Source organism: Desulfomicrobium aestuarii (assembly GCF_055385525.1).
Map to the genome: position 1 here is coordinate 2478047 of NZ_AP042427.1, position 23382 is coordinate 2501428.

The window sequence follows — 23382 nt, forward strand, 5'->3', positions numbered from 1 at the left end:
ATCCATGAACATCCTCCAAGTCATGAACCTGGAAGTGGTCTACAACGATGTGGTCCTGGTCTTGAAAGGCCTGTCCCTGGACGTGGCCGCCGGCAGCATCACCACGCTCCTGGGCGCCAACGGCGCGGGCAAGTCCACGACGCTCAAGGCCGTCTCGGGCCTTTTGGCCGGGGAAAACGGCAAGGTCACGTCCGGGTCGGTCCTGTACGACGGCGTCGACACGGTGCGCCTGAGCCCTGAGAAGCTGGTCCGGGCTGGCGTCTTCCAGGTCATGGAAGGCCGGCGCATCTTCGAGGACCTCACGGTGGAGGAGAACCTGCGCTGCGGGGCCTACACCCAGCCCGCGCGCCTTTTTGCGCACAACGCCGAAAAAGTGTATTCGTACTTCCCGAGGCTGCGGGAACGCCGCCACCAGCTGGCCGGCTACATGTCCGGCGGCGAGCAGCAGATGCTGGCCATCGGGCGCGCGGTCATGGCCTGCCCCAAGCTCCTGCTCCTGGACGAGCCGTCCCTGGGCCTGGCGCCCCTGCTGGTGGAGGAGATCTTCGACATCGTGCGGCGGATCAACAAAACCGAGGGCGTGAGCGTCCTGCTGGTCGAGCAGAACGCGCGCATGGCCCTGTCCCTGGCGGACTACGGCTACATCATGGAGAACGGGCGCATCGTCATGGACGGCAAAGGCGAGGACCTGCTGCGCAACCCCGACGTGCAGGAGTTCTACCTGGGCCTCGGGCACGGCGGCGAGAAGCGCAGCTACCACGACGTCAAGCACTACCGTCGCCGCAAGCGCTGGCTGGGCTGAGGCGGATCATCGGAGCATCAGGAACGTTCCCCCAACACACCCCACTTTCGGAGTGCCCATGGACAGAACACAGGGTTTCTACGACGAGCACGAGACGGAATCGGAAGCCCTCAGGGCCAACCGGCAATGGCAGGCCTTGCGGGCAGTGGTGTCCAGGGCGGCTTCCTTCGACGGCGAGTTCCGCGAGCGCCTGGGGGCCGCGAGCATCGTGCCCGACGAGATCCGTTCCCTGGAAGACTTCACCTCCATCCCCGTCCTGCGCAAGAAGGACCTCTCCCGACTGCAGCGCGAGAAGGGCCTGTCCTGGTTCCTGTCCTGCGCGCCCGGCGAGCTGTCGCGCATCTACCAGTCGCCGGGTCCCATCTACGACCCCGAGGGCCGCTCCCCCGACTACTGGGGCTGGGCCCAGGCCTTCTACGCCGCGGGCTTCCGCGCCGGGGACCTGGTGCAGATGACCTTCAGCTACCACCTCACGCCCGCCGGCCTCATGCTGGAAGAGCCCCTGCGCGCCCTGGGCTGCGCCGTGATTCCGGCCGGACCCGGCAACACGGCCGTCCAGCTCCAGCTCATGGAGGAACTGCCCGTGACGGGCTTCGTGGGCATGACCAGCTTCCTGAAGACTCTGGGCGAGAAGGCCATGGAGAAGGGCCTCGACCCGAAGAGGGATTTCCGGCTCCGGGTGGCCATGGTCGCCGCCGAACGCCTGCCCGAGAGCCTGCGCAAGGAGGTCCAGGACATGTTCGGCATGGTCGTCCGCCAGGGCTACGGCACGGCCGACGTGGGCTGCATCGCCTACGAGTGCATGGCCCTGGGCGGCATGCACCTGGCCGAGCGCTGCTTCGTGGAGATCTGCGACCCGGCCACGGGCCGGCCAGTGCCTGCGGGCGAGATGGGCGAGGTCGTGGTCACGCCCTTCACCCTGGACTACCCCCTGGTGCGCCTGGCCACGGGCGACCTCTCGCGCCTGTCCGAGGCCCCCTGCGTCTGCGGCCGCACGGCCCCCAAGCTCATGGGCATCCTCGGCCGCGTCGACGACACGGCCAAGGTGCGCGGCCAGTTCATCTACCCGTCCCAGGTGGCGCAGGCCATGCGCGGCTTCCCGCAGATCCTGCGGCATCAGGTCGTGGTCGGCAATGCGGGGGGCAAGGACAGCCTGGTCCTGCGCATCGAGACCAACGGCCCCGTGGATACCGCTGCCGTCGCCGCGGCCTTCCAGGAGACGGCCAAGCTCCGGCCCGCGGTGACGGTCCTGGGCCTGGGCGAAACGATCCCCGAAGGGTCCCCGGCCCTCGTGGACGAACGCTCGTACGAGTAGGGCACGCACATGAGCAAATACCCAACCAATCCCGTGCTGCTCGTCGACGACGAGGAGACCTGGCTGCGGTCCTTTTCCCTGGCGCTCAAATCCCACGGCATCGACAACATCATCTGCTGCCAGGACAGCTCCGAGGTGCCCTCCATCCTCTCCTCGACCGAAGTGGAGGTCATGGCCGTGGACCTGGCCATGCCCGGCATGTCCGGCGAGGAGCTCATCGTCGAGGTCGGCAGGACCCACCCGGACGTCCCGGTGCTGGTCATCACCGGCATGGGCCAGGTGGAGACGGCCGTGCAGTGCATCAAGCGCGGGGCCTTCGACTTCTTCGTCAAGACCAACGACAAGAGCAGCCTCGTCTCGGGCATCCGCCACGCCATCGAGATCCGGGAACTGCGCCGCGAGAACAGCGGCCTGCGCACGCGCTTCCTGCAGGACACCCTGGAGCGCCCCGAGGCCTTCGCGCCCATCGTGACCTGCTCCAAGGCCATGCGCTCCATCTTCCAGTACATCGAGGCCATCGCGCGCAGCACCCAGCCCGTGCTCATCACCGGGGAGTCCGGCGTGGGCAAGGAGCTGGTGGCCAAGGTCATCCACAGCCTGAGCGGCCGCCAGGGCGAGTTCATTCCCGTCAACGTGGCCGGCCTCGACGACAACATCTTCGCCGACACCCTCTTCGGCCACAAGAAGGGCGCCTTCACGGGCGCGGACCGGGCCAGGCCGGGGCTGGTCGAGAACGCCAAGGCCGGAACCCTCTTCCTGGACGAAATCGGCGACCTGCCCCACGCCTCGCAGGTCAAGCTGCTGCGCCTGGTGCAGGAGCGAGAGTACCTGCCCATCGGCTCCGACGTGACGCGCAAGACCGACGCGCGCATCATCGCCGCCACCAACGTGGACCCGGCGGCGCTGGGCGAGTCCGAACGCTTCCGCGCGGATCTCTACTACCGCCTGCGGGCCCACCACGTGCATCTGCCGCCCCTGCGCGAGCGGCGCGAGGACATCCCCCTGCTCGTGGACCACTTCCTGCGCCAGGCCTGTCAGCAGCGCCGCAAGCCCGTGGCCCCGCCCGAGCTCTTCCCGCTTCTCATGGGCTACCCCTTTCCGGGCAACATCCGCGAGCTGCAGTTCCTGATCCTCGACGCCGTCAGCTGCACCACGGGCGAGACCCTGGACATCGGTCGCATCAGGGAGCACGTGGCCGCGCACCACGGCGATGCGCCCGCGGCCGGGCCCGGCGAAGGGGCCGGCGTGCAGTTCGGGCCGGAACTGCCGACCTTGAAGCGCGTCTGCGCGGAGCTGGTCATGGAGGCCATGCGCCGCACGGGCGGCAACCAGGCCATGGCCGCCGGCATGCTCGGCGTGTCCCGCCAGGCCCTGAACAAGCGCCTGAACAAGCTCCTCATGGCCAGCGAGGACGACGAGTGAACGGCCGCGAGGACCTCCTGGCCAGGCTGCGCGAACTGGAACGGGCCAACCGGGCCCTGACCCGGGAGCTGCACGACCTGCGCGCCCTCATGGACACGCCCCTCAACGTCATGCTCTTTTCCCTGGACCTGAACTACAACTACATCGCCTTCAACCAGGCCCACCGCGAATTCGTCAAACACAACTGGAACCTCGACATCCACCCGGGCATGCACGTCTTCGACATCCTCGACCCCGAGGAACGCGCCACGTCGCGACGCAACTTCGACCGCGTGCTGAAGGGCGAGTCCTACATCCTGCGCCGCAGATACCGCCGACCCAAAGGGGAGATCGGCTTCTACCAGAACACCTACGTGCCCCTGGTGCGCGGCGGGGAGATCCTGGGGGCCGTGGTCTTCGCCCACGACATCACGGAATGGAGCGAACGGGAGGAGGAAGGCAGGAAATACCGGGCCATCTTCGAGAAGGCCCTGGAGGGCATCTACCGCTCCACGGCCCAGGGCCGCTTCCTGGAGGCCAACCGCGAGATGGCGCGCATCCTGGGCTACGACTCGCCCGAGGACCTCATGGCCTCGGTCACCAACATCGGACGCCAGCTCTACTGCGACCCCGACGACCGGGAGCGGGTCTTTTCCGTCATCCGCCGCGACGGCGTCATCAAGGATTTCGAGACGCGCATGCGCCGCAAGGACGGCAGCGAGATCTGGGTGGAGTTCAACGCCAGAAGCGAAAAGGACGACCAGGGCCGCACGGCCTTCATCGAGGGCAAGCTCACGGACATCACGGCCAGGAAGGACGCCGAGCGCAAGGCGGAGCTCAGGAGCCAGAAGATGATCCAGGCCGACAAGATGGCGTCGCTGGGCGTGCTGGTGGCGGGCGTGGCCCACGAGATCAACAACCCCAACAGCTTCCTGACCCTCAACCTGCCGCTTCTGCGCGACGTGTGGGCCGACGCCCTGCACGTCCTGGACGAATACAAGGAGGAGCACGGGGACTTCGTCCTCGGCGGGCTCGAATACTCGGAGCTCAGGCAGCAGATGCCGCTGCTGCTGCAGGGCATGGTCGACGGCTCCGGGCGCATCAAGGACATCGTCTCGCGCCTGAAGGACTACTCCCGCCAGCGTCCCGAGGGCGAGCGGGAATCCACGGACCTGAACAACGTGGTGGCCGGGGCCCTGGCCTTCGTGCGCCACAAGCTCAAGAGCGCGGCCCCCGGCTACCTGGTGCGGCTGGCCCCGGAACCGGCCCTGGTGGAGGCCGACCCCCAGCGCCTGATCCAGGTCCTCATCAACCTCCTGGTCAACGCCTGCGAGGCCGTGCCCGCCGCGGGCGGCGAGATCACGGTGCAGGTCCTGTCGAATATCGGCGAGAACCGGGCCTGGGCCGGGGTGGAGGTGCGCGACAACGGCTGCGGCATCGCCCCCCTGGACCTCAAGTACATCCAGGACCCCTTCTTCACCACCAAGCGCGAGCAGGGCGGCACGGGCCTGGGCCTGTCCATCTCCTCGGCCATCATGCACGAGCACGGCGGACGGCTGGAGTTCTCGTCGCAGCCCGGCTCAGGCACGACCGTGCGCATGCTCCTGCCCATGACGCGGTAGGGAGCGCCATCCCCCCTTTCTCAGTCATGGGCCGAAAGAGAAAAAAGGCATGAATCCCCGCCTTCGCGGCGATGACGCGAAGTCAGGAGGCCATGCCTCTTCCCGAACGCCTTCGGAAGCGAAACCTACTGGCTCTTCTGGATCCCGCTCTCCTTCACCGCGGCGCTGCCCATGGTGAAGTCGATGATGCCCGAAACGAGATAGCCCAGGGCCACCAGTACCAGCAGGGCCAGGGCGAGTTTCATGGTCTGCTTGGGCTGCTTCCAGAGCATGAGCGCGACCACGGCGGCGACGCCGAGTCCGGCGAGGGGGTTGGCCGTGAGCCATCCCCAGATGCCCATCAGGAAATCGTGCATACTGACTCCGCTACTTCTTCATGTTCACGTACTGCAGGGGCAGTTCGAAATTCGCGTTCTTGAGCAAGGCGATGACGGCCTGCAAGTCGTCGATCTGCTTGCCCGTGATCCGCACCTGCTCGTCCTGGATGGCGGCCTGGACCTTCAGCTTGCTGTCCTTGATGAGCTTCACGAGCTTGCGCGCGTTGTCCTTGTCGATGCCGTCGTGCAGCTTGATCTCCTGCTTGAGCTGGCCCCGCGATGTCTTCTCGGGCTCGCCGAACTCCATGGACTTGGGGTCCACCTTGCGCCGCACGAAATGGGAGATGAGCATGTCCCGGATGGCCCGGATCTTCATGTCGTCGCCAGTGACCAGGGAGATGACCTTGGTCTTCCGGTTGAACTCCATTTCCGTGATCACGCCGCGGAAGTCGTACCGGGTTTCCACCTCCTTGCGCACGTTGTTCACCGCATTGTCCACTTCCTGCAGATCGAGTTCGCTCACAATATCAAACGACGGCATTACACCCTCCCTTCGTCAAGATGTTCATTTTTCCTACCTTCAGCTGAACCAAAAAAAACAGATCCGTCAAGTTCTCCCCGCCCCTGTATTCACCGGAATGCACTTGCAATTTCAGAAAAACACCTGCCCAGATCCCGCGCATCCCGGGGCGTCCCGGGACCACCGGGAAGACCGCAAAAAGAGACTCAATAGATTACAAAGAAAGCATTTGACTTTCGCAGAATCCCTACTATGTATGAAGGTACTTTGATCGATTGGCTACATCATCGATAACGACCCTATATACGTATGGAGTAAAAATGGAAGACTATCTCAAGCAGGCAATAGAAATCGTAAAGGCCCAGGCTTCCGTCCGCAACATGAACGAGGACGAAATCACCTCCATGATCCGCTCGCTGGCGCAGAACATCCGCGGCGTGGCCGAAGGCGTTGCTCCCGTGGTTGAAGGCGAACCCGCCGTCGACCCCAAGAACGCCATCCGCGAAAAGAGCGTCATCTGCTGCGAGTGCGGCAAGTCCTTCAAGGTACTGACCAAGCGCCACTTGGCGACCCACGGCCTGACCCCTGAAGAGTACAGGGAAAAGTACGGCTACAAGAAGGGCACCTCACTGGTCGCCAAGTCCCTGGCCCGCGACCGCCGCAAGACCATGCAGGGCATGAAACTCTGGGAAAAGCGCAAGAAGGCGCCCAAGAGCCAGGAATAGTTCCACTCGAAACCCTCTCCCGAGAGGGTTTTTTTTGGCCCGGTGAAAGCCGGCCCGCCCTTCCCAGCCTCCCCCCCGCCAACCCGACACAACATGCTCTCGGACACGCGTCGGCAGATGCGTCAGGCGTCAAATCGCCACTTCAAGCCCCTGAATTTGGGAAAAATTCCCAAATTCAGGGAAAAATTCCCAACACTCTTCGTCAAACAACCCAAAGAAAAAGGGGCTGTTCCTATCGACACAAACCAGCTCCAACCATAGATAATCTATTGAATTTCTCCTGACCCTACCGCCGCGCGTCCTGCCGGACGCGCCGTTGCGCAGCGTCACTATGCAGGACCGGACGGTCTTCGTGGTGACGTCCATATTTTTGGGTCGAAGAAACATTATCCACATCTGCACACGGGAGACGAAAAAAATGATCCAATGGCCCAAAAGCAATGACGTTCTCGGCACCACCAACCGCGGCAACCCGGCCGAATCCGGCCTCTGCACGCTCTGCCGCTCTGACTGCGCCGGCAAGTGCGAAACCTGGATGTCCTGCCTCAAAGGTCGGCACATGCTCTACCCCCGGGATTTCGGTGCCGTAACCGCCGGCAGCGCCAACACCTGCCACGTGGGCGTGAGCTACAACTCCCTGCGCATCCAGGGCTTCAGCTATGGCGCAAACGGCGTCGCTCCCGGCCGGACCACCAACCCCGACGACTGCCTCTTCACCAACGTCTCCCTGGAGACCTCCTTCGGCGCCAAGGAAAAGACCAAGGTCCGCATGCCGCTCATGACCGGCGCCCTGGGCTCGACCTTCATCGCCGCCAAATACTGGGACTCCTTCGCCGCGGGCTGCGCCCTGGTCGGCATCCCCATCGTCATCGGCGAGAACGTTGTCGGCGTTGACCGCGAATCGAGCATGGCGAACGGCCGCATCGAGAAGTCCCCCGAGCTGGACCGCCGCATCGAAATCTACAACCGCTACTCCGACGGCTACGGCACCATGATCGTGCAATTGAACGTCGAGGACGCGCGCAACGGCGTGGCCGAATACGTCATCGGCAAGTACGGCAGCAAGGTCTGCATCGAGCTCAAGTGGGGCCAGGGCGCCAAGAACATCGGCGGCGAGATCGAGGTCAAGAGCCTGGACTACGCCCTGTTCCTCAAGAAGCGCGGCTACCTCGTGGACCCGGACCCGGAGCTGCCCGAAGTGCAGGAAGCCTTCAAGGCCGGCGGCATCAAGGGCTTCGCCCGCCACAGCCGCCTGGGCTACACCGACCTGCCCTCCGCCGACGCCGTGCACCAGAACTTCATGGAGACCGTGGCCTACCTGCGTAAGCTCGGCTTCACCAAGATCTCGCTCAAGACCGGCTCCTACGGCATGGAAGCCCTGGCCATGGCCATCAAGTACGCCACCGAGGCCGGCCTCGACCTGCTGACCATCGACGGCTCCGGCGGCGGCACGGGCATGAGTCCCTGGAACATGATGGAGACCTGGGGCGTGCCGTCCATCCTGCTGCACTCCAAGGCCGTTGAATACGGCAACATCCTGGCCGCCAAGGGACAGAAGGTCGTGGACATGTCCTTCGCCGGCGGCCTGGCCCGCGAGGACCACATCTTCAAGGCCCTGGCCCTGGGCGCCCCCTTCGTCAAACTGATCTGCATGGGCCGCACCCTGATGATCCCCGGCTTCCTGGGCTCCAACATCGAGGGCGCCCTGAACCCCGAGCGCAAGGAAAAGATCTCGGGCAACTGGGACAGCCTGCCCAAGACCGTCAAGGACATCGGCGAGACGCCCGAACAGATCTTCGCCGGCTACGAGAGCCTCAAGGCCAAGATCGGCGCCGACGAGATGAAGACCGTGCCCTACGGCGCCATCGCCGCCTGGACCCTGGCCGACAAGCTCGGCGCGGGCCTGCAGCAGCTCCTGGCCGGTGCGCGCAAGTTCTCCGTGACGGAGATCTCCCGCGACGACATCGTCTCCGGCAACCGCGAAACGGCCCAGGAGACGGGCATCCGCTTCATCACCGACGTCCAGGACGAGATCGCCCGCAAGATCCTGTCCTGACGATGACACCCGGGGGCGGACCGGCCGAGGGCCGGCCCCGCCCCTGGCCCACCGCCCCATCCTGTGCTACAGGGCCACACGCGGCCGACGGCCAGGAGTAGCCAAGCATGACCCTCCAGACAGACATCACCGAAGAGTTTCCCATCTCCCGCGAGTCCTGGCAGGACTTCGTCGCCCAGCGCCGCAGGACCGAGAGCGCGTTGCTCGAGCGCATCAAGGAGCTCAACTGCCTCTACGGCATCACCCGCATGGCCCAGCGCGCGGACCAGCCCCTGGACGAACTGCTGACGGGCATCGCCGGCCTCGTCCCGGCATCCTGGCAATTCCCGGACATCGCCTGCGCCGCCATCCGCCTGGGCGAGAAAACGCACAGCTCGGCCAACTACCGCCCCACGCCGTGGCGGCAGACGAGCCCCGTCGTCATCGGCGGGGAGAGCTGCGGCGAGGTCGAGGTCTGCTACCTCGAAGAGCGGCCCCCAAGCGACGAAGGACCCTTCCTGCGCGAGGAGCGCAACCTCATCGACGCCGTGTCCGACCTGGTCGGGCGCATCGTGGCCCAGCGCCGGGCCGAGGAACGCATGCGCGCCCTGTCCCGGGAACTCATCATGGCCCAGGAGAACGAGCGCCAGCGCATCGCCCGCGAACTCCACGACCACCTGGCCCAGGACCTCTCCCTGGCCAAGGCCGACCTGGAGCGCATCCACTGCTCCCTGTCCGCCGAAGGCCCCTGCCGGGCGCAGACCGCGGCCATCGCCGACAGGCTGGCCGCAGCCATCCGCGGCATCCGCGACCTGGCCTACGGCCTGCTGCCGCCGGGCCTGACGGAGCTCGGCCTGGTCGAGACCGTCCTGGCCCACTGCGAGGACTTCTCCCTGCGGCACGGCATCGTCGTCGACGTCTTTGCCGACGGACTGACAGGTGTGGACTTCGATTTCGACACCCAGATCAACATCTACCGCCTCATCCAGGAAGCCCTGAACAACGTGCGCAAGCACGCCCGGGCCAGCCGCGCCGTCATCCGCATGCTGGGCGCCTATCCGAGCCTCATCGTGCGCATCGAGGACGACGGCTGCGGCATGGACCTCGAAAGCTGCCAGGCCCAGGCCGGCCGGAACCGGCGCATGGGGCTGTGGAGCATGCGCGAGCGGGTCAGGCTCCTGGGCGGCACCATCAGCTTCAAGTCAAAACCCGGCCAGGGCCTGCAGATCCGCATCGAAACCCCGCTGAACCGGAGCACCCGTGAGCACCCTTAAGCGCATCCTCATCGTCGACGACCACCCTCTGTACCGCGACGGCCTGCGGGCCCGCCTCAGCGCCAGGCCGGACTTCAGCGTCGTCGGGGAGGCCGGGACCAGCGCCGAGGGGCTGCGCATGGCCAAGGAGTTCGCCCCGGACCTGGCCGTCGTCGACATCTCCCTGCCCGACGGCAGCGGCATCGAACTGACCCGAGAGATGCGCGCCGTCCGCCCGGACATGCCCGTGCTCATCGTCAGCATGCACGCCAAGCTCGACTTCATCGCCGCCGCCTTCCAGGCCGGGGCAAGCGGCTACATGTCCAAGGAATCCGGGGGCGAGGGCATCCTGCAGGCCATCGACACCGTCCTGGCCGGCGGCCAGTACCTCGACGGTTCCCTCTCGCCCACTGTCCTGCGGCGCCTGAGCGACATCTCGGGCCGCAAGGCCAAGACCGTGGACGCCTCCTACGGCACCCTGTCCCTGCGCGAACAGCAGGTCATGCGCCTGCTGGCCGAGGGGCTCACGCCCGAGGACATCGCGGCCAAGCTCTTCGTTTCCCGCAAGACCGTCCTCAACCACCGCTATGCCATCATGACCAAGCTCGGCATCAAGAGCCCCATGGCCTTCGTGCGGCACGCCGCGCGCCTGGGCCTCATCGACATCGACGAATAGCGCATATTTCGGCGATACGCCCATTTGCTTCTTTACCCTGGCGGCGGACCGTTGTTAGGGATGGACCGTCGCGCACCCGCGCGGCAGACTGCCAGTGTTCATCAAGGATATTTCATGCTCGGCTCTTTGCTCTACCTCTCTCTCGTGTTCGCCCTGGTGCTGGCCAACGGCTTTTTCGTGGCCTCGGAGTTCGCCCTGGTGGGCGTGCGGCGCTCCCGCGTCGCCACCCTTGCCGCCGAAGGCAACAAAAAGGCCGTGCGGCTCCTGCGCCTCATCGACAACCTGAACGCCTACATCTCGGCCACACAGCTCGGCATCACCCTGGCATCCCTTGGTCTGGGCTGGATCGGCGAGCCCGCCGTCGCGGACCTGCTCAACCCCCTGCTCGAAGGGCGGGTGCCCCCGGCCGTCCTGCACTCCATCTCCTTCGCCGTGGCCTTCAGCCTGATCACCTTCATGCACATCGTCCTGGGCGAACTGGCGCCCAAGACCATCGCCCTGGAAATGGCCGAAAAAACGGCCCTGGCCATCGCCCTGCCCATGGAGATCTTCTACCGCGCCTTCCACTGGCCCATCCGCCTTTTGGACTGGTCCGGAACCCGCACCGTGCGCATGCTCGGCTTCACGCCCAGCGCCGGCCACGGCTCGGTCTACACCGAGGACGAGCTGCGCATGCTCATCGACGCCACCTACGCCCACGGCCAGGTCGAGGAGGAGAAGCGCCGCCTCATCCGCCGCGCCTTCGACTTCAACACCACCGAGGCCTGCGAGGCCATGATCCCGCGCTCGGAGATCGCCGCCCTGCCCGTGGACTCCACCCTGGACGAAGCCCTGGCCGCCTTCCGCATCCACGGCTACTCCCGGCTGCCCGTCTACGGCCAGGACCTCGACGACATGGTCGGCGTCCTCTACCGCCAGGACATGGAACCCTTCATGGCCCGCGAGCCAGGCCTGGTCTTCTCCATGACCGCCCTGCTCCACCCGCCCACCTTCGTCCCGTCGGGCAAGCGCCTCGGCAGCCTGCTGCGCCAGATGCAGGCCACGCGCACCCACCTCGTCTTCGTCATGGACGAATACGGCGGGCTCGAAGGCCTCGTCACCCTGGAGGACGTGCTGGAGGAGATCGTCGGCGAGATCAACGACGAGTACGACGAGGAGGTCCGCTCCCAGATCGTGCGCGACGGCGCGGCCTTCATCCTCGACGGCATGCTCGCCGTGCGCGACGCCAACCGCAAGCTGAAGCTCCGCCTGCCCGAGGACGAAGCCTACACCACCGTGGCCGGCTTCCTCCTGGCCCAGGCCGGCCGCGTCCTGGAACCCGGCGACGAGGTGCCCCTCAAGGAAGGCGTATTCAAGGTGGAAAGGGTGGAACGCCGCCGCATCGTGCGCATCCGGTTCACGCCGGCGCCTGGCGGTGATTGAGAAAGGGGAGATTGGGAATGCCTCCGGCGGGCAGGGGGCCCGCCCCCTGCACCCCGTGCATGTTTTCGTGCTATCTTGTCATCCATTCCGACCACGGCGCAATGACTGAACATCTCGTCCGCCCGAAGCGCAAGCCAAAGCGGGTCGGGGCGTTTCGGGCCGGGGTCGCCGACTGTCCGACTGATCCAGGCATCGTTTGCTTCCCCGCTGCCCGCACACTCAAAGCGCACAACGATGCACTTCGCTACTCCGCCGCCCGAAGCGCAAACCGAAGTCCCCGCACGCAGCGGGGAAACATTACGAGGCCGGAGAAGAAGTTTCGGCGGCCCCGGCCCGGAACGCCCCGGCCCGCGGCCGCACGGGGACAGCCCTTGGCACGCTCACGCAATTTTAATGTATTTTCAAGATGTTGAAAGGCATGGATTCCCGCCTTCGCGGGAATGACGCTGCGGCAGGCATTCAAGCAACTGAACCCGCCCTGGAATATTTCTCCCCCGCTCCTTGCCCCCCAATCTATATGCGCATATATTATCCACATACTGCACACAGGAGACATGCGCATGAATCTCGCCTATGACACGCAGGCCCCAAAGAAACCAACCAACGTCAGCATCAACAGCGATCTGCTGGCCAAGGCCAAGGCATTGAAAATCAATGTTTCCGCGACCCTTGAAGCGGCCCTGGCCGATATCGTCGCGGCCCGTCGGCGTGAATTGTGGACAGAGGAAAACAAGGCGGCCATCGAGGCGTACAACCGGCTGGTCGAAGAAGCCGGCGTGGCCTGTGACGGCATGCGGAGTTTTTAGATGGCGCAGTTCACGGTTTACGCAAATCCGAACAGCTCCACCCGCACGACCTACCCATACCTGCTGGATATCCAGTCCGACCTTCTGGACGACCTGCGCACAACCGTCGTCATCCCCATGTCTCCGATCCGCCTGGCCGGCAAGGCCGCCATCTCCAGGCTTTGCCCCGTGCTGGAAATAAACGGCGAACCATACGTCGCGCTCACGCAGCAACTGGCCGCCGTGGACAGAAAAGCCCTCGGCAAGAAAATCTGCGATCTCGGCCGCTATCGATCAGACATCATCGCCGCTCTGGATTTCATCATTTCAGGCATCTGAACCCCGTTCTCCGGAACAGGACATTCTCTTCCGACTGACGACATAACGGCTACACAACTCACCCTCCCGAAGCGCAACCCGGAGCGGGTCGGGGTGTTTCGGGCCGGGGCCGGCGACTGTCCGACTGATCCAGGCATCGTTTGCTTCCCCGCTGCCCTCACGCTCGAAGCGCACAACGATGCTCTTCGCTACTCCGCCACCCGAAGCGAAAACCGAAGTCCCCGCACGCAGCGGGGAAGCATTACGAGGCCGGAGAAGGAGTTTCGGCGGCCCCGGCCCGAAACGTCCCGGCCCGCGGCCGCCCTGCCCCCATCCCTCTAAATGTCGATCTTGGTCCCCGAATACGTGAACGCGTTCCTGTTCATCTTGATGAACGTCCCCTTGTCGATGCCCACGGCCTTGCCGCACTCGCACCAGACCTTGCCGTCGCGCTCCTCCAGGAACCAGACCTTTTCGATCCTCTCGCGATGGCACCTCAGCACCTCGCCCGGCCCCAGCTTGCGATAGCGCCACAGCTTCCTGCGGCAGGCGGCGCACTTGATGACGAGCATTATTCCGGCACCGTCTCCATGGACGCCCACTTGGGCTCGTGCAGGGGCAGGACGTGGTCGGCCAGGGTCTTGGCCCGGACCAGGGTCTCGTAGGCCAGGTAGGGATTCACGTTGGTGCCGGGCGGGATGACCTCCATCTCCATGGCGGTCACGGACTTGGGCGGGTGGAGGTTCTCCAGGATGGTGCAGAAGCCGCAGATCAGGACGCTCCCCTTGTCCGTCTCCACGCGCACGGACATGCCGCCCTCGGTGTGGGCCGGGGTGTGGATCATGGTGATGCCGGGCGCGATCTCCGTGTCGCCCGTCAGGGCCACGACCTGGCCGTTCTCCTCCACTTCCTCGATGTAGTCCTCCAGGTAGCGGAAATCCAGCGGGTGCGGGTCGTGGATGCGCTCCAGTTCCTTCTCGTGGACGTAGATCTTCGCGTTGACGCACTTGGCGTCGTTCTCGCAGTGGTCGTTGTGCAGGTGGGTGTGCAGGATGATGTCGATGTCCTCCGGGACAAGGCCGTACTTCGCCAGCCCTTCCTCGAAGCCGTAAATCTTCCCGCCGATGGCCTTCTCCCGTTCCTCGGAGACCACGGGGCGCATCTCGCCCGTGTCCACGAGGATCTTTTTGTCCCCGCCCTCCAGGTACCAGCAGTAGATGGGTATGGTGTAGGGCGTGCCGTAGTCGTGCTGATACGTCATCATGCCCTTGTCGAAGACCTTTGTGCCCATGACGATGGGGTGGATGCGGTAGGTCATGCGTTCCTCCTTGTGAATGGGGCCGGACGGCCGCCCTCTCAGAGGTCGGCCGTGTCCAGGCGGAAACCCGAATACCCCGTGTGCACCTCGCAGTCCAGGTGGTCCGCCAGCCAGGCCGCGGCGGCCTCGCCCGTGCAGTGGCAGGGCACGAGAAGCCCCACGCGCATGTCCCGCAGGGCGCGGGCCGTCTTCTCCAGGCGCTCCGGGGTGGCCGCGCCGAGGTGCAGACCGCCGATGACGGCCCGGATGCGCCCCTCGCCCGTGACCTCGCGCAGGTGCATGAGGGTGTTGACCAGCCCCGCGTGGCAGCAGCCCGTACAGACCACGAGGCCCTTGTCCGTGGCGATCCACAGGGACTGGTCGTCGTTTATGGGGTCGGGGCGGTGGCCAAAGGGGTCGAAGAAGAACGGACCGCCCGTGTCCTCGAAGTCCGTGCGCCGCGGGATGAAGCCGCTGAGCCCCATGCCCCCGCCAAGCGGCACGGATTCGCCGCTCCAGCGCAGGCGGTCCACGGACAGAGCGTTCAGGGCGCGCATGGCCGCCACGGGCATGCGGATGTCGCGGGCCTCACCGTCCCGGATGCTGTAGCGCGGCTCGGTCACCCCGGAGTGGCAGTACAGCCTGGCGTGCGGCGCCGAGGACAGGACGAGGGGCACCGCGCCGGTGTGGTCGTAATGACCGTGGCTCAGGGCCAGGATGTCCGTGCGGCCCAGATCGACGCCCAGGGCGCGCGCGTTTTCGGCCAGGGCAGGGCCCTGGCCGGTGTCCAGCAGAATGCGCCTGTCTCCGGCGTCGATCCACAGGGCGTAGCCGTGCTCCTCCACGCACCCGAAACCGGCCCGGTTGTCGACGAGCACCGTAAGTTCAGCCCGTGTCATGGCGCCTCCCCTCTCAAGCCTGCGGCGCCGGGGCGGGCAGGTTCAACAGCGGGGCGACCACGGAACGCATGAGCTCCGCCGTGGGGCTCGACGCGTGGTGCAGGACGAAGGCCTGCCCCAGATCCCCGGCCTCGGCCACGGACGGGTCGATGGGGATGGAGCCCAGGAAGGGCACGCCCATGTCGTCGGCCATCCGCTTCCCGCCGCCCGAGCGCAGGATGTGCGTGACCTCGCCGCACTTGGGGCAGACGAAGCCGCTCATGTTCTCGACCACGCCCAGGACCTTCATGCCGACCTGGGCGCAGAAGGTGATGGACTTGCGCACGTCCATGGCCGCGACCCGCTGCGGCGTGGTCACGACCACGGCGCCGTCGATGGGGTTGATGAGCTGGCACACGGACAGGGGCTCGTCGCCCGTGCCGGGAGGCGCGTCGATGATCAGGTAGTCGAGGTCGCCCCAGGCCACGTCCTTCAGGAACTGCTTGATGACCCCGCCCTTGACAGGGCCGCGCCAGATCACGGCGTCGTCGGGGTCGCGCAGCAGGAAGCCCATGGACATGACCTTGAGGTGCCCGAGTTCCACGGGAACCAGGCCCTCGGGCCCCTGGTCGATGGTCGCGCCCTCCAGACCGAGCATGGTCGGGACGCTGGGACCGTGGATGTCCACGTCCAGCAGGCCGACCTTCCTGCCGGCCAGCATGAGGCCCATGGCCAGGTTCACGGCCACGGTGCTCTTGCCCACCCCGCCCTTGCCGGACATGACCATGATCCTGTGCTCGATGCGGCACAGGCGGGCCTGCAGGGCCCTGCGCTCCTGAAAATCCTGATCCGTCTCGTTCAACTGCCGCCTGGCCGCCGAGCACGAGGAATCCGTGCACGAATCGCACGTCGACGCCTTGGAACGGGCCGCACCGGATGCGGCGCTCTTCTCCGTGTTGTCCATCAAGTATCTCCGAAAAGGCTGTTGGTGATCATCCACATATCCTCCCGGCCGCGAGCCGCGCGCTGCGCGCCGGGAGGCGTCCATTTCGATATCAAGCCGGTCCCACTCCCGTCACGTTCCGGGCACACCGCTGCCGCCCTGCCCCCGGCCGCCCCTGCGTGCATGCCGGCGCTGACCGCCGGGGCAGGCATCGGAAGCGTCTTCGGAGACGACGAGGACCGGACTTCCCACATGTCGAGGCCCGAAGCCGGCCGCACGGCTCTCCCCCGCTCCCCGGCCGCGCCCCGCGCCGCGGCATCCGGGCATGGCGAAGGTCTCGTCGAGCCGCCCATGCTCCCATGCGGCCACGACCCGCTCCAGGTCGCCGGCCACGAAGCCCACCACGGCGATGCCCCGGGCCGCCAGGGCCTCGGACATGGTCCGGGAGATGGCCCCGCAGATGAGGGTGCCGACGTTCAGCACGCAGAGTTCCTCGGCCCTGTGCAGCGGCTCGGAGCACTGCAGCAGATGCTCCTCGTGCGCCCCGGCGCCGTCCCCGAGAACGAGGATCTCGCCTCCGATGTCGAAGACCGGGGCGATGCGATGCTGCCAATGATGGACTGCGATGCGGGTCATGGGGTTCCTCTCTGCGCCGGGGCAGAGCATGGAGCGTGCCGGAAGAGGCCGGGCGGACGGACAGGGCGGGCCGGGGGGTGCGGGCGGACGGGACAGGAGCGGGGTTGCAACGGCGCACCACAAGACGCGCCAGGGTTGCGCGCGGCTACCGTCGGGGGGTGGAGCGGCCGTCGCGTACGGGCAGTTCCATGCCCAGGCGCTTCATGCGCCGAAAGAGCGTGGTCTTGTGGATGCCCAGATCCCGCGCCGCGGCCAGGCGGTTGAAGCCGACCCTCTCCAGGGCGGTCCGGATGGCCTGCCGGTCCAGGAGGTCGTGCACGGACTGATGCCCGCCCAAATGGGGCACCGTGGCCGTCAGCTCCTCGGGCAGATGGATGATGTCGATGCGACCGTCGCCGCAGAGCACGAAGGCGCGCTCGATGCAGTTCTCGAGTTCGCGGATGTTGCCCGGCCAGTCGTGGGCCAGAAGCAGCGACAGGGCCTCGGGGCTCATGCCGGGGACGCAGCGGTTCTGGAGGCGGTTGAAGCGGCGGATGAACTGCTCGGCCAGCAGGCCGATGTCGTCCTTGCGCTCGCGCAGGGGAGGGAGTTCCAGGCGGATGACGTTGATGCGGTAGTAGAGGTCCTCGCGGAAGGCCCCCGCGCGGATGAGGTCCGGCAGGCTGCGGTTGGTGGCCACGACGACGCGGGCGTCGGTGGACTCGGTGCGCGAGGAGCCCAGGGGCTCGAAGGTCCTCTCCTGCAGCACGCGCAGGAGGCGCACCTGCAGGGCAGGGCTTATTTCGCCGATCTCGTCCAGGAAGATGGTCCCGCCGCGGGCCTGGGCGAAGCGGCCGAGGCGGTCGCGCACGGCGCCGGTGTAGGCTCCGGCCTTGGCCCCGAAGAGTTCGGATTCGAGCAGCGCGTCGGGCAGGGCCGCGCAGTTCACGGCCACGAAGGGCCCCTCGCTGTGGGCGCTCAGGGAATGGATGGTGCGGGCGAAAAGTTCCTTGCCCGTGCCCGTCTCGCCGGTGATGAGGACCGTGCTGGGGCTGGCCGCCAGGGCCGGCAGGACCTCGAACAGACGATGCATGCGCGGGCTGCGGCTGAAGAGCTCACCCACGTGGCAGCGCCCTTCGAGTTCGCGCTTCAGGGCGTCGACCTCGGACAGGTCGCGGAAGGTCTCGGCGCCGCCCATGACCCGCCCGGACTCGTTGCGGAAGACCGCAGTGGACACGCTGATGGGCACGCGCTCGCCCTGGGCCGTGATGATGTACCCGCAGGTGCCGATGTGCGGGCGCCCGCTCGCCAGTGTGGCCTGCAGGGGGCACTGCGCTCCGCACAGGCTGGAGCGGAAGACCTCGGAGCACAGGCGCCCCAGGGCCTCGGCGCGCGGCACGCCGGTGATCTCCTCGGCGGCGCGGTTGAAGGAGGTGATGCGCCAGTCGAGGTCCACGGTGAAGACGCCGTCGGAGATGCTCTCCAGAATGGCGTCGGTGGGCGTATCGTGTTTGGGGATGGCCATGGCCTGTCATGTTCCCTGACGCGGCCCTCGGTCAAGTGCCCGAAAAAAAAGCGGGGCGGAATCTCTCCCGCCCCGCCTTCGTCCGCAAACCCGGCCTAGACCTTGGCGGCCGTCTTCAGGTCATCGATGGCATCGGTCACTTCCCACGGGAAGATGAAGTCCTCCCGGCCGAAGTGGCCGTAGCAGGCGCTCTTCTTGTAGATGGGCTGGATGAGGTTCAGGCGCTTGATGATGAAGTAGGGGCGCAGGTCGAAGACCTCGCGCACGGCCTTGGTCAGCACCTCGTCGGGCACCACGCCCGTGCCGCCCGTGGTGACGAGCACCGAGACCGGCTCGGCCACGCCGATGGCGTAGGCGATCTGCACTTCGCAGGTCCCGGCCAGGCCGGCGGCCACGATGTTCTTGGCCACGTAGCGGGCCATGTAGGCGCCGGAGCGGTCGACCTTGGACGGGTCCTTGCCCGAGAAGGCGCCGCCGCCGTGGTTGCCCATGCCGCCGTAGGTGTCGTTGATGATCTTGCGGCCCGTCAGGCCGCAGTCGGCCAGGGGGCCGCCGGCCACGAAGCGGCCAGTGGTGTTGATGTAGATGCGGGTGTTCTCGTCCATCATGTCCGCAGGCATGACCTTGTAGATGACCTCGCGCTTGATGCCCTCGACGATCTCTTCATAGGTCACTTCCGGGGTGTGCTGGGAGGACACGACCACGTTGTCGATACGCACGGGCTTGCCCTTGCGGTATTCCACCGAAACCTGGGTCTTACCGTCGGGGCGCAGGAAATTGAGCGCTCCGCTCTTGCGCACTTCGGCCAGCTTGCGGCTCAGCCCGTGGGCGTAATAGATGGGCGCGGGCATGAGGGTTTTGGTCTCGTCCGTGGCGTAGCCGAACATCATGCCCTGGTCGCCGGCGCCCTGGTCCTCGGGCTTGGCGCGGTCAACGCCCATGGCGATGTCCGGGGACTGCTTGTCGATGGACGACAGCACGGCGCAGGTGTTGGCGTCGAAGCCCATGTCGGAGCTGACATAACCGATCTCGCGCACCGTGGAGCGCACGATTTCGGGCAGGTCGGCGTAGGCCTCGGTGGTGATCTCGCCGGCGATGATGGCCATGCCGGTGGTGACGAGGGTCTCGCAGGCCACGCGGGAGCGCGGGTCCTGGGCCAGGAGGCAGTCGAGGACGGCGTCGGAGATCTGGTCGGCGATCTTGTCCGGGTGGCCTTCGGTCACGGATTCGGAAGTGAACAGATAGTGGTCGGCATTGAGAATCATGGGAATCTCCTTGTCATGTGGAGTTGATTAGTAACGGTAATGGTCGGGCTTGTAGGGGCCGTTCACGGACACGCCGATGTAATCGGCCTGCTCGCTGGACAGGGTTTCGAGTTCCACGCCCAGGCGGGCGAGGTGCAGGCGCGCCACCTCCTCGTCCAGGACCTTGGGCAGGGTCATGACCTGCGGGGGGTACGTGTTTTTGGCCAGGTCGAGCTGGGCCAGGACCTGGTTGGTGAAGGAGTTGGACATGACGAAGCTCGGGTGGCCCGTGGCGCAGCCGAGGTTCACCAGGCGCCCCTCGGCAAGGACGATGAGGCTCTTGCCCGAGGGCAGGACCCACTTGTCGACCTGGGGCTTGATGGTGATCTTTGTGCATCCTGGCGTATTCTCCAGGAAGCCCATGTCGATCTCGTTGTCGAAGTGGCCGATGTTGCAGATGATGGCCTCGTCCTTCATGGCCAGCATGTGCTCACCGCGGATGACGTGGTAGTTGCCCGTGGCCGTGACGAAGATGTCGGCCTCCTGGCAGCCCCTGGCCATGGTCGTGACCTCGTAGCCTTCCATGGCCGCCTGCAGGGCGCAGATGGGGTCGATCTCGGTCACCAGCACTCGGGCGCCGAAGCCGCGCATGGACTGGGCGCATCCCTTGCCCACGTCGCCGTAGCCGCAGACCAGGACGACCTTGCCCGCTACCATGATGTCCGTGGCGCGCTTGATGCCGTCGGCCAAGGACTCGCGACAGCCGTAGAGGTTGTCGAACTTGGACTTGGTCACGGAGTCGTTGACGTTGAAGGCCGGGAAAAGCAGTTCGCCGCTCTTGGCCATCTGGTAGAGGCGGTGCACGCCGGTGGTCGTCTCCTCTGACACGCCGCGGATGCGGGCGGCGATCTTCGTCCACTTCTGCGGGTCGGTCTTGGCGCTGACGATGAGGCGGTCAAGCACGCAGCGGAACTCCTTGTTGTCCGTCTCGCGGGACAGCAGGGACGGGTCCTTCTCGACCTTCACGCCCTCGTGCACCAGGAGCGTCGCGTCGCCGCCGTCGTCGACGATGAGGTCGGGGCCGGTGCCGTCGGGCCAGGTCAGGGCCATCTCCGTGCACCACCAGTACTCTTCCAGGCTCTCGCCCTTCCAGGCGAAGACCTTGGCCAGGCCCTCGGCCACCACGGCGGCCGCGGCGTGGTCCTGGGTCGAGAAGATGTTGCAGGACGCCCAGCGCACGTCGGCGCCCAGGGCATTGAGGGTCTTGATGAGCATGGCCGTCTGGATGGTCATGTGCAGGCTGCCGGTCACGCGCAGGCCTTTAAGGGGCTTGGCATCGCCGTACTTGTCGATCAGCGCCATGAGTCCGGGCATCTCGCGCTCGGACAGCTGCATTTCCTTGCTGCCCCACTCGGCCAGGCCCATGTCGGCGACCTTGTATTCCAGAGCGGGATCGATGGGTAACGTCATGTTGTCTCCTTTCTTTCGTGACAAACGGTATTATACGGAAAATTCCTCGCGCCGGGCCGTGATGACCATGAGCGTCAGGCCCAGGTTCACGGGGTGGCGCTCGCAGGACAGCTCCTGGAAGCCGGCCCGCTCCAGCCAGGAGCGCAGGTCATCGGGCGCGAAGCCCAGCCAGCGGTCGCCGTAGCCGGTGCGCAGGGCCTCGTTGTCGTGGAGCAGGAAATCGGCCAGCACGGCGCGGCCTCCGGGCCGCACCACCCTGCCCATCTCGGCCACCCCGGCCTGGGGCGAGGCAAGATGGTGCAGGACCAGGGACATGACGGCCGCGTCGGCCTCGCCGTCGCGCAGGGGCAGGTGCTCCAGGTCGCCGATGCGCAGGCTGACCTCCGGCCCCTCGGGCAGGAGCTTGGCCGCGGCGTCGAGCATGCGCGCCGAGTTGTCCACGCCGATGACGCAGTCGGCGGCCCCGGCCAGATGCCCGAGCAGGAGACCGGGACCGCAGCCCAGGTCCACCACCGTGCCCAGCTGGCGGCCCGAGGATTCGAGACTGCCCAGAATGGCCTGGCCCAGCTCGAAGTCGCCGAGCATCTCGCGGCTCAGGCGCTTCCAGTCAGAGGCCACGCCGTCGAAGAAACGGGTCGTGGAGCGGCGGCGCTCGCTCAGGACCTGCGCGGCCGCGTCGAGGTCGGCCTTGTGCTCCGGCAGACCGGCCAGGCCCTCCAGCACGGCCGTCAGCAGCGCCCGCGAGCCGTTGGAGGCGCTTGCGCTGTAGAAGGCCCACAGGCCGTGCCGCTGACACCCCACCAACCCCGCGTCCATGAGGATCTTCAGGTGCCGGGAGATGCGCGACTGCCCCATGTCCATGACCTGCACGATCTCTCCCACATTGAGCTCGTGACGGGCCAGGACGCCCAAGAGGCGAAGCCTCGTCTCGTCGGCCAGGGCCTTGGTCTGGGTCAGGAGTTTCATGGTGTCCGGTGGTGTGCTGCTGCGTGTTTTCACTAAGTATCTACATCAAGATATTTTGATATAGCATCGCCTACATGCCATCGGGGCAAAGGTCAAGAACCGGCCTTGCCTGGGGGTATCAAGATGGATAGGCAGAAAGGATGCGCGAACGACAGAAAAGAACCTGCTCGGCCTCGGAGGCCCTGGACCGGGTCCTGGGCACGCCCGAGGCGGCCCTGGAACTGGCCATCGCCCGCCTGTGGCGGCACTGGCCCGAAATCCTGGGGCCCGAGATCGCGGGAATGATCCGCCCCCTGGGGCACCGCAAGGAGACCATGATCCTCGGCGCGACCAACTCCATGGTCATGCAGGAGTTCTCCTTCTTTGCCGGGAGCATCCTGGAGAAGGCCAACGCCTTCCTCGGCACGGCCTACTTCCAGAAGGTGACCATCGAACTCATGGCCGGCCGCCCGGCACTGGACGAGTCCCTGCTGCCGCCCGCCCCGCCGGCGCCCAAGGCTGCGCGGCCGGAGCCCATCGGCAACCTGCTACCATGCATGGACCCGTCCTCGCCCGTCACGGCCTGCTACCGCGCCTATGTCCGTCATTTCAGGCCTGACCTCGTCACCCCGGAGGAATGATGCGCGCTACCCTTTTCGTCACGATCCTGACGCTGCTGCTCATCCCGGCCCCGTCCCTGGCCGACGAAGCGATCCTGCGCGACTATATCCCAAGCGGAGTCATCACGCGCTTCGAGAATCCTGTCGAATACTGGATCGGAGGGGAGGACAGGCTGGAGGGCACATATTATGTCGACACGGTCGTGAGCGAACTGCGCGGCATTCTTCCGAGGCTCGCGTTCCGGGAGGTGTCGTCGCGAAACCAGGCCAACGTCCGCATCTACCTGACGGACTCGTCCGAGGAATGGCAGGCCGTCGTGACCAGCAGCGCCGAAGGCGCGGCCGGCTGGCAGGAACTCGGACAGTACATCCGCGGCTTCACGCGACTGGTCGCCTCGCCGACCGGGGCCATCCGGCGGGCCGACATCGTTCTGCACCTCGACTTCCAGACCTCGGGGGGACAGAAGCTGTGGATCGTGCGCCACGAATTCATGCACGCACTCGGGGTCATGGCCCACCCCAAGGCCACCCCGGACTCGGTCCTCAACTCCATGCAGGCCCAGGAGGACAAGAACGGCAGGTTCTCCCAGTCCGACATCCTGGTCCTGCGGACCATGTACGACCCGCGGCTGCCAGCCGGGGGAACTTGGTAGA

The 23382-nt window shown here is 66.1% G+C and carries 24 protein-coding genes; 13 read left to right on the top strand and 11 right to left on the bottom strand.

Annotated elements, in window-relative coordinates; translation table 11 throughout:
- The first annotated feature begins 4 nt into the window (after positions 1 to 4).
- From ACZ5AC_RS11220 to ACZ5AC_RS11235, 4 genes are read left to right on the top strand one after another with little or no spacing between them, the layout of a single operon-like run.
- Positions 5 to 802: an ABC transporter ATP-binding protein gene (locus tag ACZ5AC_RS11220; protein WP_156902436.1), complete on the top strand. Its 798-nt coding sequence runs from the start codon at positions 5 to 7 to the stop codon at positions 800 to 802.
- A gap of 58 nt (positions 803 to 860) precedes the next feature.
- A complete protein-coding gene (locus ACZ5AC_RS11225) occupies positions 861 to 2117 on the top strand; it encodes a phenylacetate--CoA ligase family protein (RefSeq protein ID WP_464247703.1) in 1257 nt (418 codons plus the stop codon).
- A gap of 9 nt (positions 2118 to 2126) precedes the next feature.
- Positions 2127 to 3539 (top strand): sigma-54-dependent transcriptional regulator, encoded by a 1413-nt coding sequence (locus ACZ5AC_RS11230; RefSeq protein ID WP_464247704.1) that lies wholly within the window; start codon positions 2127 to 2129, stop codon positions 3537 to 3539.
- Entirely contained in the window at positions 3536 to 5140 is a 1605-nt protein-coding gene (locus ACZ5AC_RS11235; RefSeq protein ID WP_464247705.1) for a PAS domain-containing sensor histidine kinase, read from the top strand. Before ACZ5AC_RS11230 ends, ACZ5AC_RS11235 begins: the two co-directional genes overlap by 4 nt.
- Before the next feature lie 125 nt (positions 5141 to 5265).
- Here the strand turns inward: ACZ5AC_RS11235 and ACZ5AC_RS11240 are convergent, their stop codons facing one another.
- Together ACZ5AC_RS11240 and ACZ5AC_RS11245 are read right to left on the bottom strand one after the other, a co-directional pair.
- A complete protein-coding gene (locus ACZ5AC_RS11240) occupies positions 5266 to 5496 on the bottom strand; it encodes a hypothetical protein (RefSeq protein ID WP_464247706.1) in 231 nt (76 codons plus the stop codon).
- A gap of 10 nt (positions 5497 to 5506) precedes the next feature.
- Positions 5507 to 5998, bottom strand: a complete 492-nt coding sequence (locus tag ACZ5AC_RS11245; RefSeq protein WP_464247707.1) for a YajQ family cyclic di-GMP-binding protein — start codon at positions 5996 to 5998, stop codon at positions 5507 to 5509.
- Positions 5999 to 6297: 299 nt separating this feature from the next.
- Between ACZ5AC_RS11245 and ACZ5AC_RS11250 the strand changes: the two genes are divergently transcribed.
- The 7 genes from ACZ5AC_RS11250 to ACZ5AC_RS11280 all read left to right on the top strand — a co-directional run bounded on the left by ACZ5AC_RS11250 (position 6298) and on the right by ACZ5AC_RS11280 (position 13212).
- A complete protein-coding gene (locus ACZ5AC_RS11250; RefSeq protein ID WP_464247708.1) occupies positions 6298 to 6702 on the top strand; it encodes a Ros/MucR family transcriptional regulator in 405 nt (134 codons plus the stop codon).
- Positions 6703 to 7120: 418 nt separating this feature from the next.
- Positions 7121 to 8758 (top strand): glutamate synthase-related protein, encoded by a 1638-nt coding sequence (locus ACZ5AC_RS11255; RefSeq protein ID WP_464247709.1) that lies wholly within the window; start codon positions 7121 to 7123, stop codon positions 8756 to 8758.
- 107 nt (positions 8759 to 8865) lie between these two features.
- Positions 8866 to 10011, top strand: a complete 1146-nt coding sequence (locus ACZ5AC_RS11260; RefSeq protein ID WP_464247710.1) for a sensor histidine kinase — start codon at positions 8866 to 8868, stop codon at positions 10009 to 10011.
- Positions 9998 to 10666, top strand: coding sequence for a response regulator transcription factor (locus ACZ5AC_RS11265; protein ID WP_464247711.1), 669 nt, complete (start codon positions 9998 to 10000; stop codon positions 10664 to 10666). The genes ACZ5AC_RS11260 and ACZ5AC_RS11265 overlap by 14 nt, the downstream gene beginning before the upstream one ends.
- A gap of 114 nt (positions 10667 to 10780) precedes the next feature.
- Positions 10781 to 12088 carry a hemolysin family protein gene (locus ACZ5AC_RS11270; RefSeq protein WP_464247712.1) on the top strand — a complete coding sequence of 436 codons (1308 nt, stop codon included), beginning with the start codon at positions 10781 to 10783 and terminating at the stop codon, positions 12086 to 12088.
- Between the two features lie 560 nt (positions 12089 to 12648).
- The gene (locus ACZ5AC_RS11275; RefSeq protein ID WP_464247713.1) at positions 12649 to 12894 is read left to right on the top strand and encodes a type II toxin-antitoxin system CcdA family antitoxin; all 246 of its coding nucleotides are present in this window, start codon (positions 12649 to 12651) and stop codon (positions 12892 to 12894) included.
- Positions 12895 to 13212 (top strand): CcdB family protein, encoded by a 318-nt coding sequence (locus tag ACZ5AC_RS11280; protein WP_464247714.1) that lies wholly within the window; start codon positions 12895 to 12897, stop codon positions 13210 to 13212.
- Positions 13213 to 13529: 317 nt separating this feature from the next.
- On the opposite strand, the gene ACZ5AC_RS11285 is transcribed toward ACZ5AC_RS11280, so the two are convergent.
- The 9 genes from ACZ5AC_RS11285 to ACZ5AC_RS11325 form a co-directional block, all read right to left on the bottom strand.
- A complete protein-coding gene (locus tag ACZ5AC_RS11285; RefSeq protein ID WP_464247715.1) occupies positions 13530 to 13763 on the bottom strand; it encodes a hypothetical protein in 234 nt (77 codons plus the stop codon).
- Positions 13763 to 14509, bottom strand: coding sequence for an N-acyl homoserine lactonase family protein (locus tag ACZ5AC_RS11290; RefSeq protein ID WP_464247716.1), 747 nt, complete (start codon positions 14507 to 14509; stop codon positions 13763 to 13765). The genes ACZ5AC_RS11285 and ACZ5AC_RS11290 overlap by 1 nt, the downstream gene beginning before the upstream one ends.
- Before the next feature lie 38 nt (positions 14510 to 14547).
- The gene (locus ACZ5AC_RS11295; RefSeq protein WP_464247717.1) at positions 14548 to 15387 is read right to left on the bottom strand and encodes an MBL fold metallo-hydrolase; all 840 of its coding nucleotides are present in this window, start codon (positions 15385 to 15387) and stop codon (positions 14548 to 14550) included.
- Between the two features lie 13 nt (positions 15388 to 15400).
- Complete coding sequence (locus ACZ5AC_RS11300; protein ID WP_464247718.1) at positions 15401 to 16330, bottom strand: P-loop NTPase; 930 nt, start codon at positions 16328 to 16330, stop codon at positions 15401 to 15403.
- Between the two features lie 111 nt (positions 16331 to 16441).
- Positions 16442 to 16945, bottom strand: coding sequence for a NifB/NifX family molybdenum-iron cluster-binding protein (locus tag ACZ5AC_RS11305; protein ID WP_464247719.1), 504 nt, complete (start codon positions 16943 to 16945; stop codon positions 16442 to 16444).
- A 145-nt stretch (positions 16946 to 17090) separates the two neighbouring features.
- Positions 17091 to 18449, bottom strand: coding sequence for a sigma-54 interaction domain-containing protein (locus tag ACZ5AC_RS11310; RefSeq protein ID WP_464247720.1), 1359 nt, complete (start codon positions 18447 to 18449; stop codon positions 17091 to 17093).
- A gap of 95 nt (positions 18450 to 18544) precedes the next feature.
- Positions 18545 to 19714: a methionine adenosyltransferase gene (metK, locus tag ACZ5AC_RS11315; protein WP_464247721.1), complete on the bottom strand. Its 1170-nt coding sequence runs from the start codon at positions 19712 to 19714 to the stop codon at positions 18545 to 18547.
- A 27-nt stretch (positions 19715 to 19741) separates the two neighbouring features.
- Positions 19742 to 21163 (bottom strand): adenosylhomocysteinase, encoded by a 1422-nt coding sequence (gene ahcY, locus ACZ5AC_RS11320; RefSeq protein ID WP_464247722.1) that lies wholly within the window; start codon positions 21161 to 21163, stop codon positions 19742 to 19744.
- Between the two features lie 30 nt (positions 21164 to 21193).
- The gene (locus ACZ5AC_RS11325) at positions 21194 to 22129 is read right to left on the bottom strand and encodes an ArsR/SmtB family transcription factor (protein ID WP_464247723.1); all 936 of its coding nucleotides are present in this window, start codon (positions 22127 to 22129) and stop codon (positions 21194 to 21196) included.
- A 140-nt stretch (positions 22130 to 22269) separates the two neighbouring features.
- Between ACZ5AC_RS11325 and ACZ5AC_RS11330 the strand changes: the two genes are divergently transcribed.
- Positions 22270 to 22749, top strand: a complete 480-nt coding sequence (locus ACZ5AC_RS11330) for a DciA family protein (RefSeq protein ID WP_464247724.1) — start codon at positions 22270 to 22272, stop codon at positions 22747 to 22749.
- Positions 22749 to 23381: a DUF2927 domain-containing protein gene (locus ACZ5AC_RS11335; RefSeq protein ID WP_464247725.1), complete on the top strand. Its 633-nt coding sequence runs from the start codon at positions 22749 to 22751 to the stop codon at positions 23379 to 23381. Before ACZ5AC_RS11330 ends, ACZ5AC_RS11335 begins: the two co-directional genes overlap by 1 nt.
- The last annotated feature ends 1 nt before the right edge of the window (position 23382 follow it).

Coding starts and splice junctions, on each gene's coding strand:
- ACZ5AC_RS11220 (WP_156902436.1), top strand. CDS start 5: ATGAACATCCTCCAAGTCATGAACCTGGAAGTGGTCTACAACGATGTG.
- ACZ5AC_RS11280 (WP_464247714.1), top strand. CDS start 12,895: ATGGCGCAGTTCACGGTTTACGCAAATCCGAACAGCTCCACCCGCACG.
- ACZ5AC_RS11245 (WP_464247707.1), bottom strand. CDS start 5,998: ATGCCGTCGTTTGATATTGTGAGCGAACTCGATCTGCAGGAAGTGGAC.
- ACZ5AC_RS11250 (WP_464247708.1), top strand. CDS start 6,298: ATGGAAGACTATCTCAAGCAGGCAATAGAAATCGTAAAGGCCCAGGCT.
- ACZ5AC_RS11275 (WP_464247713.1), top strand. CDS start 12,649: ATGAATCTCGCCTATGACACGCAGGCCCCAAAGAAACCAACCAACGTC.
- ACZ5AC_RS11270 (WP_464247712.1), top strand. CDS start 10,781: ATGCTCGGCTCTTTGCTCTACCTCTCTCTCGTGTTCGCCCTGGTGCTG.
- ACZ5AC_RS11310 (WP_464247720.1), bottom strand. CDS start 18,449: ATGGCCATCCCCAAACACGATACGCCCACCGACGCCATTCTGGAGAGC.
- ACZ5AC_RS11300 (WP_464247718.1), bottom strand. CDS start 16,330: ATGGACAACACGGAGAAGAGCGCCGCATCCGGTGCGGCCCGTTCCAAG.
- ACZ5AC_RS11325 (WP_464247723.1), bottom strand. CDS start 22,129: ATGAAACTCCTGACCCAGACCAAGGCCCTGGCCGACGAGACGAGGCTT.
- ACZ5AC_RS11230 (WP_464247704.1), top strand. CDS start 2,127: ATGAGCAAATACCCAACCAATCCCGTGCTGCTCGTCGACGACGAGGAG.
- ACZ5AC_RS11285 (WP_464247715.1), bottom strand. CDS start 13,763: ATGCTCGTCATCAAGTGCGCCGCCTGCCGCAGGAAGCTGTGGCGCTAT.
- ACZ5AC_RS11305 (WP_464247719.1), bottom strand. CDS start 16,945: ATGACCCGCATCGCAGTCCATCATTGGCAGCATCGCATCGCCCCGGTC.
- ACZ5AC_RS11260 (WP_464247710.1), top strand. CDS start 8,866: ATGACCCTCCAGACAGACATCACCGAAGAGTTTCCCATCTCCCGCGAG.
- ACZ5AC_RS11330 (WP_464247724.1), top strand. CDS start 22,270: ATGCGCGAACGACAGAAAAGAACCTGCTCGGCCTCGGAGGCCCTGGAC.
- ACZ5AC_RS11240 (WP_464247706.1), bottom strand. CDS start 5,496: ATGCACGATTTCCTGATGGGCATCTGGGGATGGCTCACGGCCAACCCC.
- ACZ5AC_RS11255 (WP_464247709.1), top strand. CDS start 7,121: ATGATCCAATGGCCCAAAAGCAATGACGTTCTCGGCACCACCAACCGC.
- ACZ5AC_RS11335 (WP_464247725.1), top strand. CDS start 22,749: ATGCGCGCTACCCTTTTCGTCACGATCCTGACGCTGCTGCTCATCCCG.
- metK (WP_464247721.1), bottom strand. CDS start 19,714: ATGATTCTCAATGCCGACCACTATCTGTTCACTTCCGAATCCGTGACC.
- ACZ5AC_RS11295 (WP_464247717.1), bottom strand. CDS start 15,387: ATGACACGGGCTGAACTTACGGTGCTCGTCGACAACCGGGCCGGTTTC.
- ahcY (WP_464247722.1), bottom strand. CDS start 21,163: ATGACGTTACCCATCGATCCCGCTCTGGAATACAAGGTCGCCGACATG.
- ACZ5AC_RS11290 (WP_464247716.1), bottom strand. CDS start 14,509: ATGACCTACCGCATCCACCCCATCGTCATGGGCACAAAGGTCTTCGAC.
- ACZ5AC_RS11225 (WP_464247703.1), top strand. CDS start 861: ATGGACAGAACACAGGGTTTCTACGACGAGCACGAGACGGAATCGGAA.